This window comes from Staphylococcus sp. GDY8P131P, assembly GCF_017891975.1.
Classification (GTDB): domain Bacteria; phylum Bacillota; class Bacilli; order Staphylococcales; family Staphylococcaceae; genus Staphylococcus; species Staphylococcus nepalensis.
This window is the reverse complement of record NZ_JAESKF010000008.1, coordinates 130,749-149,741: the sequence shown is the minus strand read 5'-3', so window position 1 is coordinate 149,741 and position 18,993 is coordinate 130,749. Positions and strand designations below refer to the sequence as shown.

At 33.3% G+C, this 18,993-nt stretch carries 17 protein-coding genes; 4 read left to right on the top strand and 13 right to left on the bottom strand.

Annotated elements, in window-relative coordinates; genetic code table 11:
• Positions 1 to 7 precede the first annotated feature (7 nt).
• On the bottom strand, positions 8 to 1,369 hold the full coding sequence (locus KA894_RS08600; protein WP_096808287.1) for a gluconate:H+ symporter: 1,362 nt from the start codon (positions 1,367 to 1,369) through the stop codon (positions 8 to 10).
• A 177-nt stretch (positions 1,370 to 1,546) separates the two neighbouring features.
• On the opposite strand from KA894_RS08600, the gene KA894_RS08595 reads away from it, so the two are divergent.
• Together KA894_RS08595 and KA894_RS08590 are read left to right on the top strand one after the other, a co-directional pair.
• On the top strand, positions 1,547 to 2,302 hold the full coding sequence (locus tag KA894_RS08595; protein ID WP_174221764.1) for an IclR family transcriptional regulator: 756 nt from the start codon (positions 1,547 to 1,549) through the stop codon (positions 2,300 to 2,302).
• A 118-nt stretch (positions 2,303 to 2,420) separates the two neighbouring features.
• The gene (locus KA894_RS08590; RefSeq protein ID WP_096808285.1) at positions 2,421 to 3,080 is read left to right on the top strand and encodes a hypothetical protein; all 660 of its coding nucleotides are present in this window, start codon (positions 2,421 to 2,423) and stop codon (positions 3,078 to 3,080) included.
• Positions 3,081 to 3,264: 184 nt separating this feature from the next.
• Here KA894_RS08590 and ssuE read toward each other — a convergent pair whose 3' ends face one another.
• The gene (gene ssuE, locus KA894_RS08585; protein WP_096808284.1) at positions 3,265 to 3,804 is read right to left on the bottom strand and encodes an NADPH-dependent FMN reductase; all 540 of its coding nucleotides are present in this window, start codon (positions 3,802 to 3,804) and stop codon (positions 3,265 to 3,267) included.
• A 512-nt stretch (positions 3,805 to 4,316) separates the two neighbouring features.
• Here ssuE and KA894_RS08580 point away from each other — a divergent pair.
• A complete protein-coding gene (locus KA894_RS08580) occupies positions 4,317 to 5,549 on the top strand; it encodes an ArgE/DapE family deacylase (protein ID WP_119487957.1) in 1,233 nt (410 codons plus the stop codon).
• A gap of 102 nt (positions 5,550 to 5,651) precedes the next feature.
• On the opposite strand, the gene argB is transcribed toward KA894_RS08580, so the two are convergent.
• The 9 genes from argB to KA894_RS08535 form a co-directional block, all read right to left on the bottom strand.
• The gene (gene argB, locus KA894_RS08575) at positions 5,652 to 6,416 is read right to left on the bottom strand and encodes an acetylglutamate kinase (protein WP_096808282.1); all 765 of its coding nucleotides are present in this window, start codon (positions 6,414 to 6,416) and stop codon (positions 5,652 to 5,654) included.
• 12 nt (positions 6,417 to 6,428) lie between these two features.
• Entirely contained in the window at positions 6,429 to 7,667 is a 1,239-nt protein-coding gene (gene argJ / locus KA894_RS08570) for a bifunctional glutamate N-acetyltransferase/amino-acid acetyltransferase ArgJ (RefSeq protein WP_096808281.1), read from the bottom strand.
• A gap of 21 nt (positions 7,668 to 7,688) precedes the next feature.
• On the bottom strand, positions 7,689 to 8,720 hold the full coding sequence (gene argC, locus KA894_RS08565) for an N-acetyl-gamma-glutamyl-phosphate reductase (protein WP_096808280.1): 1,032 nt from the start codon (positions 8,718 to 8,720) through the stop codon (positions 7,689 to 7,691).
• A 31-nt stretch (positions 8,721 to 8,751) separates the two neighbouring features.
• Entirely contained in the window at positions 8,752 to 9,951 is a 1,200-nt protein-coding gene (gene rocD / locus KA894_RS08560; RefSeq protein ID WP_119487959.1) for an ornithine--oxo-acid transaminase, read from the bottom strand.
• Between the two features lie 248 nt (positions 9,952 to 10,199).
• Positions 10,200 to 10,982, bottom strand: coding sequence for a phosphonoacetaldehyde hydrolase (phnX, locus tag KA894_RS08555; protein ID WP_096808279.1), 783 nt, complete (start codon positions 10,980 to 10,982; stop codon positions 10,200 to 10,202).
• A 6-nt stretch (positions 10,983 to 10,988) separates the two neighbouring features.
• Positions 10,989 to 12,077: a 2-aminoethylphosphonate--pyruvate transaminase gene (locus tag KA894_RS08550; RefSeq protein ID WP_119487956.1), complete on the bottom strand. Its 1,089-nt coding sequence runs from the start codon at positions 12,075 to 12,077 to the stop codon at positions 10,989 to 10,991.
• Between the two features lie 20 nt (positions 12,078 to 12,097).
• Entirely contained in the window at positions 12,098 to 13,099 is a 1,002-nt protein-coding gene (locus KA894_RS08545; protein WP_103373084.1) for an extracellular solute-binding protein, read from the bottom strand.
• A gap of 5 nt (positions 13,100 to 13,104) precedes the next feature.
• Positions 13,105 to 14,724: an ABC transporter permease subunit gene (locus KA894_RS08540; protein WP_119487955.1), complete on the bottom strand. Its 1,620-nt coding sequence runs from the start codon at positions 14,722 to 14,724 to the stop codon at positions 13,105 to 13,107.
• Entirely contained in the window at positions 14,714 to 15,469 is a 756-nt protein-coding gene (locus KA894_RS08535; RefSeq protein ID WP_108909139.1) for an ABC transporter ATP-binding protein, read from the bottom strand. Before KA894_RS08535 ends, KA894_RS08540 begins: the two co-directional genes overlap by 11 nt.
• A gap of 144 nt (positions 15,470 to 15,613) precedes the next feature.
• Here KA894_RS08535 and KA894_RS08530 point away from each other — a divergent pair, with 144 nt between their 5' ends.
• A complete protein-coding gene (locus KA894_RS08530) occupies positions 15,614 to 16,363 on the top strand; it encodes a DeoR/GlpR family DNA-binding transcription regulator (RefSeq protein WP_115341856.1) in 750 nt (249 codons plus the stop codon).
• Positions 16,364 to 16,769: 406 nt separating this feature from the next.
• Here the strand turns inward: KA894_RS08530 and KA894_RS08525 are convergent, their stop codons facing one another.
• A complete protein-coding gene (locus tag KA894_RS08525) occupies positions 16,770 to 18,107 on the bottom strand; it encodes a gluconate:H+ symporter (RefSeq protein WP_115341855.1) in 1,338 nt (445 codons plus the stop codon).
• Between the two features lie 214 nt (positions 18,108 to 18,321).
• Positions 18,322 to 18,987 carry an ABC transporter ATP-binding protein gene (locus tag KA894_RS08520; protein WP_096808273.1) on the bottom strand — a complete coding sequence of 222 codons (666 nt, stop codon included), beginning with the start codon at positions 18,985 to 18,987 and terminating at the stop codon, positions 18,322 to 18,324.
• Positions 18,988 to 18,993 lie beyond the last annotated feature (6 nt).

Here is an 18,993-nt window from a genome sequence, read left to right as displayed (position 1 = left end):
TTCAACTTTATAACATTATATTTAAAAGTAATACAAATACTAATCCGCAAACTGAAATGGCCGTTTCTAATACAGACCAAGTTAAAAATGTCTCTTTCACAGTTAAACCGAAATATTCTTTGAAAATCCAAAATCCTGTGTCATTAACATGTGAAAAAATGATACTACCTGCCCCGATTGCAAGTGTGACCAATGCTAAATTCGCATCTGTTGCTTGTAGTAATGGTAATACAATACCCGTCGTAGATATTGCTGCAACTGTAGCTGATCCTTGTGCAATACGTAACAATGAAGAAACAATCCACGCTAATAATATGGGAGACATACTAGAACCGACAAACATATGTTCAATTGTCTTACCTACACCGCCATCTATTAAAACTTCTTTAAATGAGCCGCCTGCGCCTAAAATCAGTATCATCATACCTATCGGGATAATTGCAGAAGACGCACTATCCATCACTTGATTCATCGTTCTTCTTCTACGTACTCCCATTGAATAAATAGCAAATAATAATGAAATTAACATTGCTACAGGAGCGTTACCTATAAAATAAACAACACTTTCAAATTGATTTGTAGCACCATCTTGATGTCCTGTTATCATTTGAACAATAGTTGCAAACAACATCAAAATGACCGGTAATAATGCTGTAAACACACTAATACCAAAGCCTGGTTTATCTTTTTCATTTATTGGAATTTCAGAAATAATATTGGACATATCTACTTCTTTTTTAAAAGCACTTGGCGATAATTTAGGTAACATATGTATCAATAAACCTCCTACAATGACAACTGTAGGGATAGCAATGATAATACCATATAATAATACTTCACCTAAATTAGCATTCAATTCTTTAGCAATAACAACTGGACCTGGATGTGGCGGTAAAAAACCGTGCGTGACAGATAAAGCAATCGCCATTGGAATACCAATTTTCATATGAGAAACACCCAATCGCTTAGCTATCGTAAACGCCAATGGAATTAATAATACAAGTCCTACTTCAAAGAACAGCGCAATACCTATAATAAATGAAGCTAAAATCATAGCCCATTTGATGTATTTTTCACCAAACTTATCAATAAGCGTGTCAGCAATACGATTCGCGCCCCCGCCATCTGCAATAAGTTTTCCCAAAATAGCACCTAGACCAAATATAATAGCAACACTACCTAAAGTGTTTCCCATCCCTTTTTCAACGGTTTCTATAATTTTGTCTAATGGCATACCTAAAATAACACCGGTGAAAATAGATGTAACAATTAATGCAATAAATGCATTTATCTTAAATTTAATAATTAAAATCAAAAGTACAATAACACCTAAAACAACGCCTATAAGTGGCCAAAATTCCCCAAACACCGAAACACTCCCCTCGTTTATTTATGATTAATATATTATGATGGCATAAATTATTTGATGTTTATTCCACATTATGAAATGGTATATCATATAAAGGAATCAACTAACATTATAAAGGGATTATGAAAACGTTGTCAATTCAATATTGAAAACGTTGTTATTTTAAGGAGGTAAATTATGTCAAATGTGCAATCACTTGATCGTGCTTTAAATCTATTAGAATTGATTTCAAAATATAGCCCAGTATCATTAAACCAACTCGTATCATTAAGCGGCCTATCTAAAACAACGATACACCGTTTAGTGCAAGCTTTAATTGAGAACAATTATGTAAAAAAAGATAACTTAACACATCAATATGAACTGACCTTTAAATTATTCCAATTAGGATATGCTAGCATACAAAATATTGATCACTTAAATATTGCTAAAAGTTTAATAAGTAAGCTTGCTATAGACGTTAAAGAAACGTGCCATTTAGTATTAGAAGATAAAAATGAAGTTTTATATATTGAGAAATTTATACCTGATGGGGCACAACAAACAATGTCTTCTAAGATAGGGTTGCGTTCGCCTATGTATTGTACAGCTGTTGGAAAAGCCATTTTATCTACTTATAGTGACGAAGCGATTCACAAGGTGTGGGATGCAACACAAATTAAAGCACATACCGAAAATACGATTACTAATGTAGAGGATTTAATGAGCGAAATAAAAATGATTCGCCAACAAGGTTACGCGGAAGATAAAGAAGAAAATGAAACAGGGATTTTTTGTATTGGTACATATTTTGTAAACTTTAGAAATGAAGTTCAAGGTGCTATCAGTTTATCTTTTCCTACTGCTCAAATTTATAAAAAAGATTTTCTTATATCACAATTAAAAGCCACTGCTCAATCCATTTCAAAGCATTTAGGATTTATTGTAACTTAAAGGGCATTATTTCAAATAAACTTCTTATTATTATCATATTGATTATTATTTTGATAAAGTACAAGTAAATTATTTCTTATATTGATATGTAAACATGAGGATTGGGTGGGATTCGTTTATGAAAATTGAAAGCATTAAATTATTCACTTCAGAATTAGCAGAGACATTCCAATTTTATGAAGAAACTTTAGAATGTCCCGTTCGTATGATTAATGAGGAGACTTTTGTGGTTGAAATTGGGGAGACACATTTGTATTTCCAACAATCTGACGAAGACGTCCAACCCTTCTACCACTTTGCAATTGATATTCCTTACAACCATTTTTATGATATGAAACAACATTACCAAAATATTTTATTCTTGTTGATGGAAGATGGTGCACATGCCACTTATTTTGAGTCTTTCATTGCACATTCGTTTTATTTTCACGATCCATCGGGCAATGTTGTTGAACTGATAGCAAGAATCTCTAATATTACAGATGAGCCTGAATTCTCAAGGATTAGTGAGATTGGATTCGTTTGTAATGAAGCAAATGAAGTGTTCGAAGCATTATCAAAGTATTATTTAAATACATATGAAAATCAGCCATTTATAGCAGAAGATTTGAATTTCATTGGAGACACCCGTGATGATAGCTTTATTTTACTTACTCCAGAAAATAATAAATGGTTATTTTCCGAAAAAATGTCTGAATCCTATCCAATTACGATACAAACGTCAGAGTTTGAATTATCAATGGATCAACAAGATCAATGGCATTTAATTACTTTATAAAACAGCCAAAACAAGTGGGAGAAAGATATCAAAAATCTTAAATTGATATTTTTCTCCCACTTTTTAATGATTATATGTTTAAAAAAGCTGATATAACAGTACACATTAACTGGGTCTGTCTACGTAAGACAAGCCCAATGTCAATCATATAGCTACTGTTTCATTTCTCAACTTCTTAAGCAATCTATTCTTTAACTTGCGACTTGTCACTGACAAATTTCTTTAAAGTTTTATTTAAACCATCTCTTGCTTCTTGGTCATAATTATAACTACCATCATCATTTTGCGTGATATGCTTATCTAATATAAATCTGCCTTTATGAATCGTATCCGCACCTAGTTCTTTAATAACCGGATCAAGACTGTATTGAATTGCTAATACATGCGCAAACGTACCGCCTAAAGCTAATGGCAACACTGTTTTACCAGTAAACGCGCCACGTGGTAATAAATCTAAATATGTTTTGACTATGCCAGAATAAGCTGCTTTAAATACTGGTGATACAATAATGATGCCATCAGCATCTTCAATTATTTTATGTGTCTGATTAATTGATTCATCGGAAAAATCTGCAGTAATTAACGCTTCTGCGTCTAACTGATGGACATGAATAATATCTGTATCAATACCTTCATCATCCAAATACTTTTCTGCGTAATCTATGACACCTGTAAGTCGTGATTTTACTTTATTGCCTCCAGCAATAATTGCTACTTTTGCCAATATGATATTCCCCTTTCTAAATACATTTTTCATATAAATAGCTGACAGCTCAATTTATAATCATTATAAAATAACATTTAAATTCAAAAGCTTTATCCATATCACTATTCCAAGCATGTTTCATGCTTCAGTCAATATATGAAAAACCAAATCGTCGAAACATAATTCCGCTTCTTATAGCGTATCATCAAAAATGGTTTTAATCATAGTAAATGACTCTAATTTTCAATTTATAATCTATTTTGCCTATTGTAGTTAAACTATTCACATTATAAATCACCATGATAACTATTACGATGTTATTCCCATGGAAATAATCGCACCGCTATTCTAATCTACACAATCCATTCATTACTATTGCAAAAACGCTGTATACAAGCAATGCGACTATATTTTATTCTCTTTTCAATACAAATAAATTTATTATATTCTTTTTTAAAAAACCGTTTTACTTTAAAAAACATTTTTTATAGATGTATACTTTATTTAGTAATGCAAAGGAGTGATATGTAATGTGTACATTTTCAGAAAAAGAAAAAGTACAAATTTTATCAGATATTGTAGCAATGAATACGGTAAATGATAATGAAATCGAGGTTTGTAACTATCTTCAAAAATTATTTTCAGAGTATGGTATTGAATCGACTATAGATAAAGTAGATGAGCGACGTGCTAACCTTATTGCTGAAATAGGCGAAGGTAACCCAGTAATTGGTATATCCGGTCACATGGACGTGGTTTCTGAAGGTAACCGTTCTCAATGGACATACGATCCATTCACACTTACTGAAGATAATGGCTTTTTATATGGCAGAGGCGCAGCTGATATGAAATCTGGACTCGCTGCGTTAGCCATTGCACTAATTGATATGAAACAATCTGGGTCACTTAAGCAGGGTCGCATTAAGTTTTTAGCGACAACTGGTGAAGAAATGGAACAACTTGGCTCTCAAAGTTTATATGAAAAAGGTTATATGGATGATGTTGAGGCGTTAATCATTGCTGAACCTTGCCAAGATATGATGGTATACGCCCACAAAGGTTCTATGGATTATCACATCACTTCATATGGTAAATCAGCCCACAGCTCTATGCCTATTTTAGGGACAAACGCGATTAAACCATTAATTGAATTTATTCAAGATATTGATGATGCTTACGCTAGAATCTCAAAGGAAGTCCAAGGTAAAGCGTTAAATTTCACACAATTCATAGAAAGAATAAAACCTTCATTACCTGCCACAATGGCGCTTGAAGAAGTTGAATCGGCGCTCCAAGGTTTAGTCATTAGTAACACATTAATCAATGGCGGTGTTCAAGTCAACTCTGTACCAGAAGAAGCAGATGCAGATTTTAATATTCGTACAATCCCTGAATATGATAATGAACAAGTCAAAGCATTGTTTTCAAATACAATAGAGAAATATAATAATAAGGGTGCACATTTAGCAAGCAACTTATACTTAGATTTAGACCCAGTCCTCACCACAGGCGACAATAGTTTAATTAATACGGCACAAACTATAGCTAAAACTGCCTTTGATAAAGATTTCATTGCTTCCCCTATTGGTGGCGTGACTGATGCATCAAACTTGCTCAAAGGTAAAGGTGAATCTTTCCCATTCTTAGTATTTGGTCCTGGTGTTAAACCACACCAAATTGATGAATGTGTAGAAAAAGAAAAATATTTAAAATTTATTGATTTTTATATTGAGCTTTTAACAAATTATGCTCATAATCATTAATCTTTAATAAAATATACACATTATAAAAAGGAAGCGAGATAGAAATCTATTTTTAATAGGTTTTGTTGTCCCGCTTCCTTTTTATATTGTCTTACATATAAATTATTTATTTTGTATTGTTGTGCCAACATTATGGCCATTTTGTAACTTTTGAATGATATGTGACTCACTCCCAGCAGCGATGACAACTTTTTGACATCCCATTTCAATTGCTTGAATCGCATCTTGTACTTTGGGAATCATGCCTCCGTATATTAATTTTTGTTCAATATATGCTTCAATGCTTTCCGCGTTTAGAGAAGCTTGGACTTTTTCATTAATTAAAACGCCTGGAATATCGCTCAATAAATAAATAGGTGCATTTAACGCTTGCGCAAGTTTATATGCAAGTGTATCAGCATTAATATTATATATTTGGCCTGTTTGTTTAAGCACGCCTATAGAAGCAATGACTGGAACAAAAGAATCAGTTAATGACTCTATAACAGAAACATCTATATTAGCAGGTTCACCAACAAAACCATATTGGGGATCTAATGGCACAATATCGAATAATTGAGCATCCATACCATTTATGCCAATGCTTTTAATATCAAATCGATTAATTTTATTAACTAAACTCGGGTTGACTTGGCCTATTAAAGTTTGACTTGTTACTGAAAGTACGTCATCAGTAGTCACTCTTAAACCATCTTTAAATTCCGATGTTACGCCTTGTAATTTTAATGACTGGTTGATGAAAGGCCCACCACCATGAACAATTAATGGCTTATAACCTTGTTTTTTTAATTGAACAATATCCTCAATTGTAGATTCATGTAAATTTGTTAGAGTGCTGCCACCTATTTTTATAATAATATAACTCATTTGATACACCCCTTACGTTCTGTACGATGCATTGATACGTACATATTCATATGATAAATCGCAACCATAAGCTGCTGCTTCACCATCGCCATCTCCAACAGAAACTTCTATGACAATATTATCTTCTGTTAAACGCGCTTTTAACAACTGCTCATCGAATGGTAAATGCATACCATGCTCTAACACTGGTAATTGACATAAAGAAACATTTGTCTCGCTTGGTTCTACATGTTTGGAAGCATATCCTATAGCCGTGACAATTCTACCAAAGTTTGCATCTTCTCCATGAATTGCTGTTTTCACTAAATTAGAAGATACAATACTTTTAGCAATCTTTTTCGCCTCTTTATCATGATATGCGCCTATGACTTTAGCTGTTACCAATTTCGTAGCCCCTTCGCCGTCTTTGGCAATCGATTTGGCAAGATATTGACTTACAAAATTGAAGGCATATATAAATTTATGCCATTCAGGATGATTTTCATCTAATGACTGATGATCAACTTGGCCGTTCGCCATGCAAAGTACCATATCATTAGTGCTTGTATCTCCATCAACTGTAATCATATTAAACGATTGATCTGTTGCTTGTTTTAAACAGTTATCTAAAGTACGTGCGTCGACGTTCGCATCTGTGGTGATAAAACCAAGCATTGTTGCCATATTAGGATGCACCATACCTGAACCTTTTGCAGTTCCGCCTATCGTGACCGTCTTACCATCAATTTCAACTTGTACTGATAAGTGTTTGGTTGTTGTATCAGTCGTTAAAATAGATTGGTTGAAAAATTGGCTCTGATTATATTTTTCGTTTAAAATATGCTGAGTTCCGTATTGAATTTTTTCCATAGGTAAAAACGAGCCAATAACGCCTGTAGAGGCAACACCAATTTTATATGGTTCTATATTTAATTGTTCAGCTGCCCATGCTTGAGTATCTTTCGCATCTTGCAAACCTCTTGCTCCAGTACATGAATTTGCATTAGCTGAGTTAACCACAATCGCTTGTAATGATTGATTCATATATATGGTTTCTTCAGTCACTATAAGTGGTGCCGCTTTAAAACGGTTAAGTGTATAAACACCTGCAGCCGAAGCTTCTGTCGTAGAATAAATCCATCCAAAATCTCTTTTCTTTCTTCTTAACCCTACGTGAAGCCCACCAGCAATAAATCCTAATGGCGAGCCTACATCCCCTTGTAAATCTATATTAAGTTGATTAAGCATATCTATCGTTTCAATCTCTTTCATCTCATCTCTCCTTTCATTTTATTAAGGATAAACTGGGAGTTGGTTCAAACCAGTTGTTTCATCCAATCCATAAAGTAGATTTAAATTCTGAATTGCTTGACCGCTTGCGCCTTTAACTAAATTATCAATAACGGAAACAATAATAGCCATTTGATTTATTTCATCTACATATATGCCAATATCGCAGAAATTACTACCATAAACTTCTTTTGTCTTAGGATATATGCCTATATCCCTAACCCTCACAAATGGTTTGTCATCATAATATTGTTTATAAATAGCTTGTAGTTCCTCTGTCGTTGTGTACTCATTTAACTTTACATAAATCGTTGAGAGAATACCACGCGTCATCGGCACAAGATGTGGTGTGAATGTAACATTGATATCTTTCCCTGATAACGTTGAGATATATTGTTCAATTTCAGGTTTATGTTTATGTTTTCCTATAGCATATGCGCTGAAATTTTCATTCATCTCAGCATAATGTACATGTTGTGCTAATGAACGCCCTGCACCTGAAACGCCTGTTTTCGAATCAATAATAATCGACTCAGTATCAATAACTTCTTGAACAACGAGCGGATGCAAAGCTAATAAAATTGAAGTAGGGAAACAACCCGGATTAGCTATTAGCTTTGTATGTTGCCAATCCACTTCGCTCCATTCTGCAATACTATAACTGGCTGCATCTAGTTGCTGTTGCGGAGCGGCTTCCTCTCCGTAAAATGTTTTATACATATGTCGATTTGATAGCCTAAAATCTCCCGATAAATCAATCACTTTAACACCTTTATCCACTAAATCTGGTGCTAAATGTTTACTTACATTGGATGGTGTAGCAAAAAACACAACATCACAAGACACACCCTTTTCATCTAATGCAGTATAATTTAATATTAAATGACTTAAATGAGGGAACGTCTCACTTATCGGTTCATCGTTTTTAGAATGTGAAAATACATATTTAATCGTTACATTTGGATGATGCTGTAATAATCGAATCAGTTCAACCGCACCATAACCGCTTCCTCCAACTATCCCAATTTCTATCATTTCACTCTTCCTTTCTGAAAATTCGGAATTTTTAAGATGTTATTTTATTCTTTTCAAGTACTTCACTAATTACTTCAATCACTTTATTGATTTCCGCTTCATTAATTACTAAAGGCGGTGCAATTCTAATAATATTGCCTTGTGTTTCTTTGCATAGCACACCTTTTTCAATCATTTCTAAACAATAGGGTTGTGCTTGTTCTGTCAATTCAATACCAATAAACAATCCTCTCCCCCTGACATCATAAATAATTGGGCTATCGATAAGCTGTAATTGATTAAGCAATAATTGCCCTAATTTAGCTGAACGTTCAATTAAATTTTCATCAATCAACACATCTAATGCAGCCGTCGAAACAGCGCATGCAAGTGGGTTTCCCCCAAATGTAGAACCGTGTGTGCCTGGCGTTAATACGTTCATAACAGCTTCATTTGCTAGTATTGCTGAAATAGGATAAAGTCCGCCACCCAATGATTTACCTAATAAATAAATATCTGGTTCTACGCCTTCCCATTCCATAGCAAACATTTTGCCAGTTCTGCCCAGGCCAACCTGAATTTCATCTGCAACTAATAAAATATTATGTTGATCACATAAATTACGGACTTCCTGTATAAAATAGTCTGGTGGTATATTGACGCCACCCTCACCTTGTATGGGTTCTAAAATAATAGCGGAGGTATGATCATTAATCAATGTTTTTAAATATTCAATATCTCCAAAATCTATATAATTCACATTACCTAATAATGGGCCAAATCCATCTTTATAACTATCTTGTGCAGACAGAGATAAAGCACCTAATGTACGACCATGAAAGTTACCATTCATAGCAATGATTTCACTTTCATTTTCTTTAATACCTTTAACATCCGAACCCCATTTACGCGCGATCTTAATTGCTGTTTCAACTGCTTCAGTACCAGTGTTCATAGGTAACACTTTGTCTTTATTAGCTAACTTACAAATTTTTTCTTCCCATTGACCTAAGTTGTCACTATATAATGCACGAGACACCATTGTAATCTGTTCACTTTGCGCTTGGAAAGCTTCAATAATTTTAGGATGACAATGTCCTTGATTAACCACTGAAAATCCAGCTATGCAATCAATATAACGCTTGCCTTCCACATCCCAAACTTGAGCGCCTTTACCTTTAGCTAATGCTAATTTCAAAGGGCTATAGTTATTCGAACTGTAATGGTCTGTTAAATCAAATAGATTATTCACTAAATCCACCAACCTCTTATTATTATTCTTATTTTTGAATTAATATTCATAAATAATACACTTTTATATGTAATAAGTCAAAGGTTTATTTCAAAAAAATCTTATGTAATATGCTTTAAAAACTGTTAATACAATAAAAAATGTATCTATTGAAATTTTCTGATTTTTCAATAGATACAAGTAACTAATTGTATACAATTTGCATATATAGAAGGTATGAAATTGTGTTTTTATTTTAATTAACATGATCAAGCATTAAGTTGTTTTAATAATTGTGGTAATTGTGTGATATCTTTTATTATATAGTCTGCATTATTTTGCTTAAATATATGCGTTGCTTCTTCAATATAGGTGTTTCGTTCATGTTCTGTTAAATCATTCCATTGTTGTTCATTCAATCCAACAACGGAACTCCCTTTAATAACACCTACAGCTGTCACCCCTGCGTTGATAGCTTCTTTAATATCAGAAGCCGTATCACCTAATTTAATCACTTCTTTAACAGAGGATAATTTAAGTTGTTGAATATTTTTGAAAATCATGTATGGATATGGTCTACCATAACCATCTACTTGTTCTGCTGTAACTATATTATGAGGTGCATATCCTTTACGTTTAGCTTCAGGAGCAACGACTTCCATCATTTCTTTAGTATACCCTGTAGTAGAACCAATAAGGTAACCTTCTGCTTGCAGTGCACTTATAGTATCATTCACGTCTGGTATAAGATGCGTAAATGATTTAAGTTGCTTCATCAACGCATTTTCAAAATGAGCATATAATTGGTCGATATCTTTTTCTGTCGGCACATTATCAAATTCATCTCTCCAAGCTTGATGAATACGTGGCATTTCAGTCATCGCTTTGATATGGTCACGCTTTAACATTCCCATGGGCTCTCTAGCTTCTTCAATCGTAACCTCAATTCCCGCTTTTTTAAAAATATCAACAAATACATTTACTGGCGCAAAACACCCAAAATCTATCGTCGTCCCCGCCCAATCCATAATAATACCTTTTATTTTAGTCATAAATATTTACTCCTTTAATTTATAATTTTCTATATGCTGAATCATATTTTCAAAATCTTGACGATGTAAATCTCCAATGTTTCCAATCCTAAAGGAAGGCGTTTCCATTAATTTCCCAGGATATAATACAAAATGATGTTTTTTCATATATTCATAAAAGCAATCAAAATCAAAATTTTGATTTGGGTATAAAAAAGTAGTAATGATTGGTGATTGATATTGATTGTCTATATACGGTTCAAACCCCAAACGTTTCATAGATTGAATAACGAATTGATTATTAGAAGCATATCTTTCATTACGAACATGAACGCCGCCTTCATTTTCTAATTCTAAAATTGCTTGATAAAATGCTGCCACTACATGTGTTGGAGATGTATAACGCCATTTACCACTGTCTTTCATTACAGACCACTGTTCATATAAATCAAGAGATACACTTCTTGCATTTCCTTTCGTTTGTTCTAAACTTTGTCTTTTAGCAATAACAAATCCAAAGCCAGGCACACCTTGTATGCATTTATTTGCACTACTAACTAAAAAATCTATGTCTAACTCCTCAACCTCAATTGGGATACCGCCAAAACTACTCATAGCATCTATAATTATTTTCTTATCAAACTTTCGTGCCAGCTCACAAATTGCTTCTATAGGGTTCAAAATACCTGTCGTAGTTTCGCAATGCACCACAGCAATATGCGTTAGTGTTGCATCTTTTTCTAAAAGCTGTTTGACTTTTCCAACGGAAGGCGCCTCATTGTATGGTAGGTTTAACTCAGTTACGTTCTTTCCTGTAGCATATGCCATTTCTATCATTCTCTTCCCATACGCACCATTACTTATAATCAGTATATGATCTGTTGGGGACAACGCCGTTTGAATAATACTTTCTACGACAAAACTTCCACTCCCTTGTTGTAAAATAGATGTATAATTTTGAGCGTCTACTTTTGCAATATCTAATAAGCGTTGTTGAATACTTTGTGTTAAATTTTTATAGTCATCATCCCATGTGCAACGGTCTATTAGCATTTCACGTTTCACTGTATCACTCGTTGTCAAAGGTCCTGGCGTTAATAATTTTAATTGTTCCATTTAATCACTCCTATACATTGTTAGTTTTGCGCTTCCTTTTTAGCTTCTTGGAATATTTCTTGATGTTCCCCTAATAAATCTATCGTTAATCTACCATTCCACTTTTTGGGGTAAGTAGGTTGTTGCTGTTTTTCGACTTTCTCCCCTTTATAAAGAGGCACTGGGTATTGTTCTAATAAATCTTTACGCCCGTATTTTTGTATAACACGAATCATTTTCTCAGCTTTCTGTTGCTTTTCACCTCCTTTATTAACAACTGCTGCACCTTCTACTAACGAAAAGTTACCTTCTGTCGGATCAATATAACGAATGGGTTTGCCTTTTTTCTCGGCATCAATAGCTTGTGAACGTAACCCTACACCGATAGCTGCCTCTCCAGATTCAACTTTTTTAAGCGGCCCAGACCCTGAACTTTCTAAATGAGGACCGACATTGTTCAAGAGTTGTGTTAGTATCTTCTGCCCCTCTTTATTGCCATATTCATTTAAGATACTTTGTATCACCAACCATCCTGTGGAAGAGTCAATGACGTTCGGCATTGCTACTTGATTTTTATATTGCGTATTTGTTAATGAATGGATAGATTCCGGTGTTTCTAATCCTTTTTCCTTGATAACCTCTGTATTAACAAATAAAGAACCCATATTACCTAACAGTGGTGTAATATAATCTGGGTAAGTATCTGTTGTCTTTTTATTTGTACCTTCAACATCAGTAAACATGTTATTTTCTCTCTGTGCACTTTCCAAATAATAGGTTGCTTGCGTAATAATATCTGCTTCTATATTTTTTCCTTCCGCCATCATTTTCCCACCTAATTCAGCAGTCGATTGCGGTTGGACGATATATTCTCCTTTAAAACCATTACGGTCTAAAGCTTTTTCCATGACAGTAATAGCCTCTTCGTCTGCATTCGTTGAAATGACTACTTTATCTGTAGATGAACCAAGTCCAAAAAAGGAAAAATATAGGATAATGACAGTGATTAGACCAAGCACAATGATTTTCCACTTACTTTTCATTAGGCTCATCCTTTCTTTTCTAGATAATGTAGCCAACCGCTACTTATACTTCGTATACATACATTGGTAAGGAAAATTAAAATCGACAAAATAAATATATCCGTAAAGCGATTAAAATGTTGTAACTGATTTATTTCAGTCGATACGAGTTGGGTTGAAGTGGAAACTAAAAATATAACACCACTAATCGTAACCATTGCATTGATAAAGTAATAATTCATTATTTCAACGATTGTTATTTTCATATTCGGTAAAATGATTTTAAATATCGTCTCATGCCATTGATCTTGTAAAAGTGTACTCGTTATGTCCCACGAATGATTTAACTTTTCTAACGCACTTTTCGCCATCACATAGGGGGTTGTATAGTAATGAACAATAATACTAAAAACTACAATCAATAACGTGCCTTTAATTGAGCTATTTTGAAAAAACAATAAATAAGAAAGTCCTAATATCATACCTGGCACAGTGTTAGTGATTAGAGAAATCATATTTAACATCTGCCTGCCTTTTACTTTTGTTCTCACAGTGATTAATGCACCCGTGAAACTAATGATGCTGCCCAAAAATGCAGTTGCTACCGCTACAAATAGAGATTGTATATAAACATCTAATAAAATTTCATCCTTGATCACATTTATAATATGTTTCAACGTAAACGCTAATTGATATGGATAGTCTTCAGTAAAAGGAACGACAAACATAACTAAGAAAATCAATAAAATAATGGTTGCAATTAAAACGGCAAATAAATTAATCCCCCTATCATGCCATTTTCTTTGAGGTAAACTGGTATGATTTATAGCTTGTTGTTGGACATTCCATCTTTCAATTGCTGTTAGAAATATAAATCCTAGCATTGCAGGTATAAGCATAAGCATTGCAATCACAGCACCTTCAGCAAATTTGGGAATAGATCCTAATATCATTTGATAAAGTGTCGTTGATATCACACTATAATTTGCTCCAATTGAAGCGGGTATGCCAAAATCAGTGAAACTTAAAATAAATGATAAAACAAAAGCATTACCAATTGGTACTAGTAATGGTCTTAATAGCGTATGGTAAAACCTTCTTATCTTGCCATCTTTCATCAGTGATGAAATGTAATAAAAGCGATGATCAACATAATTAAAAGCATTAGAAATGATAAGATAGGCAGCAGGCAACGTATAAATGATATAGCCAATGAACAAACCATTTTTGCCATAAATTGTAAACGGAAGTTCACCCAATATATTGGCTAAAATGCCTTCATTTCCAAATAAATACATTAAAATAAAACCATATGTAATTGTAGGGACAAGCATTGGCATTAACGTCATACGCTTAATATATGACTGTATCCATTTTGGTGAATGTGTCATATGGATGGCGTAAGACATAAAGAATGCAATCATCGTAGTAACGATAGCTGCACTTGAAGATATCTTCAGACTATTAAAAAGTGCATCGACTATTTCGAGATTAGTGAAAATGTTTTTGTAATGATACAGTGTCAATTGGCCTTCTAAATAAAATGAACGTCCTAATAAATAAATGATGGGTAAAAATAAAAATACAATGAAAAAAAGTAAAATTAAACTAAAGGTAATGCGTTGTGACCATAACTTATGCGCCATGGCGATCACCAAATAAACGATATATATGATCTCTTTTAATTTTCAATTGTTTTAATATAAATCTTTCAACAAATTCGCTCTTAGGATGATTAAGAATATCATTTGGTGTACCAAATTGCGCAACTTCCCCGTTCTCAATCACGACTACTTTATCTGCCATTGTTAATGCCTCTTCTGGGTCATGTGTAACAATAATAGTAGTAAGAGAGAGTGTCTTAGAAATCCTTTGGATCATATCTTTAATGGATTCTTTTATCACGCTATCTAGTGCACTTAAAGGCTCATCCATCAATAAGATTTCAGGCTCCATTACAATCGTACGTGCAATGGATACACGTTGCTTTTGACCACCAGACAATTCATGAACTTTCTTATTTAAATGAGGCCTTAGCGCTAATAGTTCAATTAAATCGGTTACCCTTTTATCATGAATACGCTTTTTTATATTTTTTAAACCATAGACTATATTTTCATAGGCACTCAAATGAGGAAATAAACAAAAATCTTGAAAGACAATATTGAAGTTTCGTTTTTGCATTGGTTTACATTGTATCTCTCTATTATTGTATAGAATTTGGCCTTGTGTCACCTCTGTTAACCCTAGAATCATATTTAACAACGTCGTCTTTCCACACCCACTGGGTCCCAATAAACTAACTATTTCTCCTTTTTCAATAGATAGGTTAATATCTTTAAGTACGTTATTATCGTTATAGCTTTTGCTAATATTTCGCAATTGCAGCACAGCTAACACCTCCTATTTGTTATACTAAAAGTATAGAATATGTTTATTGATTCAGTATTAATTAATTGTAAAAAATGATTAACTTTTGACCATATTATTACAAACTATTTACTAATTTTCAATTATATAGGGAGGGGAATCTTGTTGTTACCTACAGAAAGAAGAAAAAAAATCCTTGAAAAGCTTGAAAAAGATGAATTTTTAAAATTAAAATCACTTAAAGATGCATTACAAATTTCTATGGAAACATTAAGAAGAGATATTCAACAATTAGTCAAAGATGACTTAATCACGAAAGAGTATGGCGGCATCCGTCTTAAACAGTCGTCCAATGGTGAATCTATTATTGAACAACGTTTAGACTTAAATATAAATAAAAAAAATACAATTGCTTTAAAAGCAATTGCAGAAATATCGGAGGGAGATTGTATATTCTTAGATAGCGGGTCTACCACTTTACAAATCGCTAAACACCTTTATAAACTGAAAAACTTAACAATTATTACAAACTCAATACCTGTTATGTTACAAGCATTAAATCAAGGTCATACAATTATAAGTATCGGAGGGAAAGTGCGACAGTCTGAACATTCTATCACCAGTTTTGATTTTTTATTTAATTTTGACCAATTAAATATCGATAAATCGTTCATTTGTTGCAGCGGGGTATCCCTAGACAAAGGGGTTACCGATTATAATTTAGAAGAAGTTGAAACGCGTAGAAAAATTTTAGATATTTCCAAACATACTTATTTAACTGCAGATAGTTCAAAAATAGATAAAATCGTTACAGTAAAAATTTGTGACATAGCTACTTTAGATTATTTTATTAGCGATGGTCTTATTGAAACAGCTAAATTAAATCATTTTAAAGATAAAGTTACGGTACTTTAAACTTACTCTAATGTGGTGCACTTAGTTCCAAATAGTTAATTCTATCTTCATAAGACACAGTATGGCCTATCTTTATAAAATAAAAGAAAGGAGCGGGACAAAAATCATATTTTTATAAAATGATTTCTGCCCGCCCCGGCAATGATGGCTAGAAAAAAGCATGGAAAAGATAAAACGTTTGCGTGAGCGCCATCAACTTAATCAATTAAAAAATACCACTTTAAAAGCTTGATATAAGCGTATTATCATTTCAGTCATCTACTGCCAATATTTAAGGATGAAACATTATCTATGTCTCATCCTCTTACACATGTATGCCTACGAAAAGCATGCAAACCTATTTGCATTAGCATCGTTTATCATAGGAGGAACTAGTACATTGTCCCTCTACTTTTCAACATCATTTTTATATAAATAAATCCATAATCAACACAACGATTAAACCTACAACAGACGTTGTTAACAATAAAAGCCCCCATGTTTTAAAGGTATCTTTGATCGATATATTAAAGTATTCTTTAAACAACCAGAATGAAGCATCATTTACATGCGTGATAGTATTACTACCGGCAGCAGTTGCTAAAACCATTAGTACTGGGTTTACATTAAAGGTAGGAATCAGAGGGCCAACAATGCCTGCTGCAGTTATTGCTGAAACAACACCTTGCCCTGTCGCAATACGTATTAATGCTGTAATTAACCAAGCCATAATAAGTGGTGATATAGCCGTATTTTGCATAATACCTGCAATATAGTCACCGACATTTGCTTTTAAAATGATTTCTTTGAAAGCACCACCCGCACCTACAATAAATATGATTGTTGCTACACCTTTTAATCCATTTTCAAATGACTTCATCATTTCATCCATCTTTTTGCCTTTTCTTAACCCAAAGACAATGACAGATGCAATAATGGCTATAATAAGGCTAATTTCTGCGCTCCCAATAAATGATACAATTTCGTGTAACAAAGTATCTTCAGTTACAAACATGTTCAATATTGTTGAAATTGAAATTAAAATAGCAGGAATTAATGGTATTAACAAACTCAAACCGAAGTTAGGCATTTCTTCTTCACTAAATTCCTTACTTTTTTTCAACAAAGGCGGTACAGGATAGTCCAATTTTTTCATGATTTTTGGTAAGAGTATACCTGCAATCATTACACCTGGTATAAAAACAATCATCCCTAAAATATAGACCATACCCATATCAGCTTGGTACGCATCTACAAGTGCAGTCGGCCCTGCTTGTGGTGGAAACAGGCTATGGGATAAAGTAGTAGCGGCTACCATAGTAATCGCTAATTTCATAAATGGCATTTTAGCTTCTACGGCAATACTTATAACTAAAGGTGCCAAAATCATAAATGCTACTTCATAAAACACAGAAATACCAAAAACAGCACCTATAATAATAAGTGCCCAATGTACATGCTTAGAACCAAATTTATCTATCAATGTAGAAGCTATGCGTTGGGCCGCGCCTGAATCGACCATTAGTTTTCCTAAAATCGCGCCAAAACCAATAATAAGCGCAAGGCTGCCGAGTGTTGACCCTAGCCCTTCTTTTATTGTGTCTAATATAGCCATGGGTTTCATACCATTGATTAAACCCACAGCAATTGCTGCAAAAATCAAAGAGAAAATACTATTGATTTTTAATTTTATATTTAAAAATAATAATAAAGCTACACCTAACACAAGCGATATTAACGGTAAATTTTCACTCAAAAATGACAACTTAAATCCTCCAAACATACTTTTTCAAAAATGAAAACGAATTCATAGGTGTATATTATATCTTTTTTCCTTCAAAATAACAACGTTGTTATTTTATGGTAAGTAAAAAGTATATCGTTATTGACGTATTGACCTCTTTCAAAGTTAAAATCTCACTTTTAGAAAGGATATCCATCTGCGATAACCAATATACTTTTCACTTAAATATGGATATTTATTGTTCATAGCTTTCATATCGCCATTGTTTATCTTGTAATACGTCTTTGTAGAAAGGATCAGAACCTATAACTTTAATACAATCTGCCAATGCTTCTACCTCGTCTAAATGATGCGTGGTCAATATAATCAAGCATTCATGCTTCATTTGGTTTAACAAGCGATGAATATCATACCTAGATTTTAAATCTATACCTACAGTAGGTTCATCTAAGATGAGTATTTGAGGTTGGCTTAACAAACCAATCAGTACATTTACTTTACGTTGAGTGCCCCCAGATAAATTTGAAACTGTAACATGTAAATCTTTTAAATTTAATTGTTTTATATATTTCATAATTAAATCGTCAGATATCGATCGTTTACATAATGCTTTGAAACAGTTAATATTTTCATTGACTGTCATATGTTCAAATAATGCAATAGCTTGAGGTACATATCCTATATTCTCTTGCAATTGTTTTTTAGATAACTTTTGACCAAAGTAGGTAATTTCACCTTGGTCGGATTGTTCTAGCCCTGAAATAATGTTCAATAGCGTTGATTTACCAGCGCCATTTTCACCTAATAAGACAGTTAACTGTTTATCTTCAAATGTCATATTAAGAGACTGGAAAATGGTTTTATTCCGATATTTCTTCTGCACACCTTTTAATGTTATCATCCCATC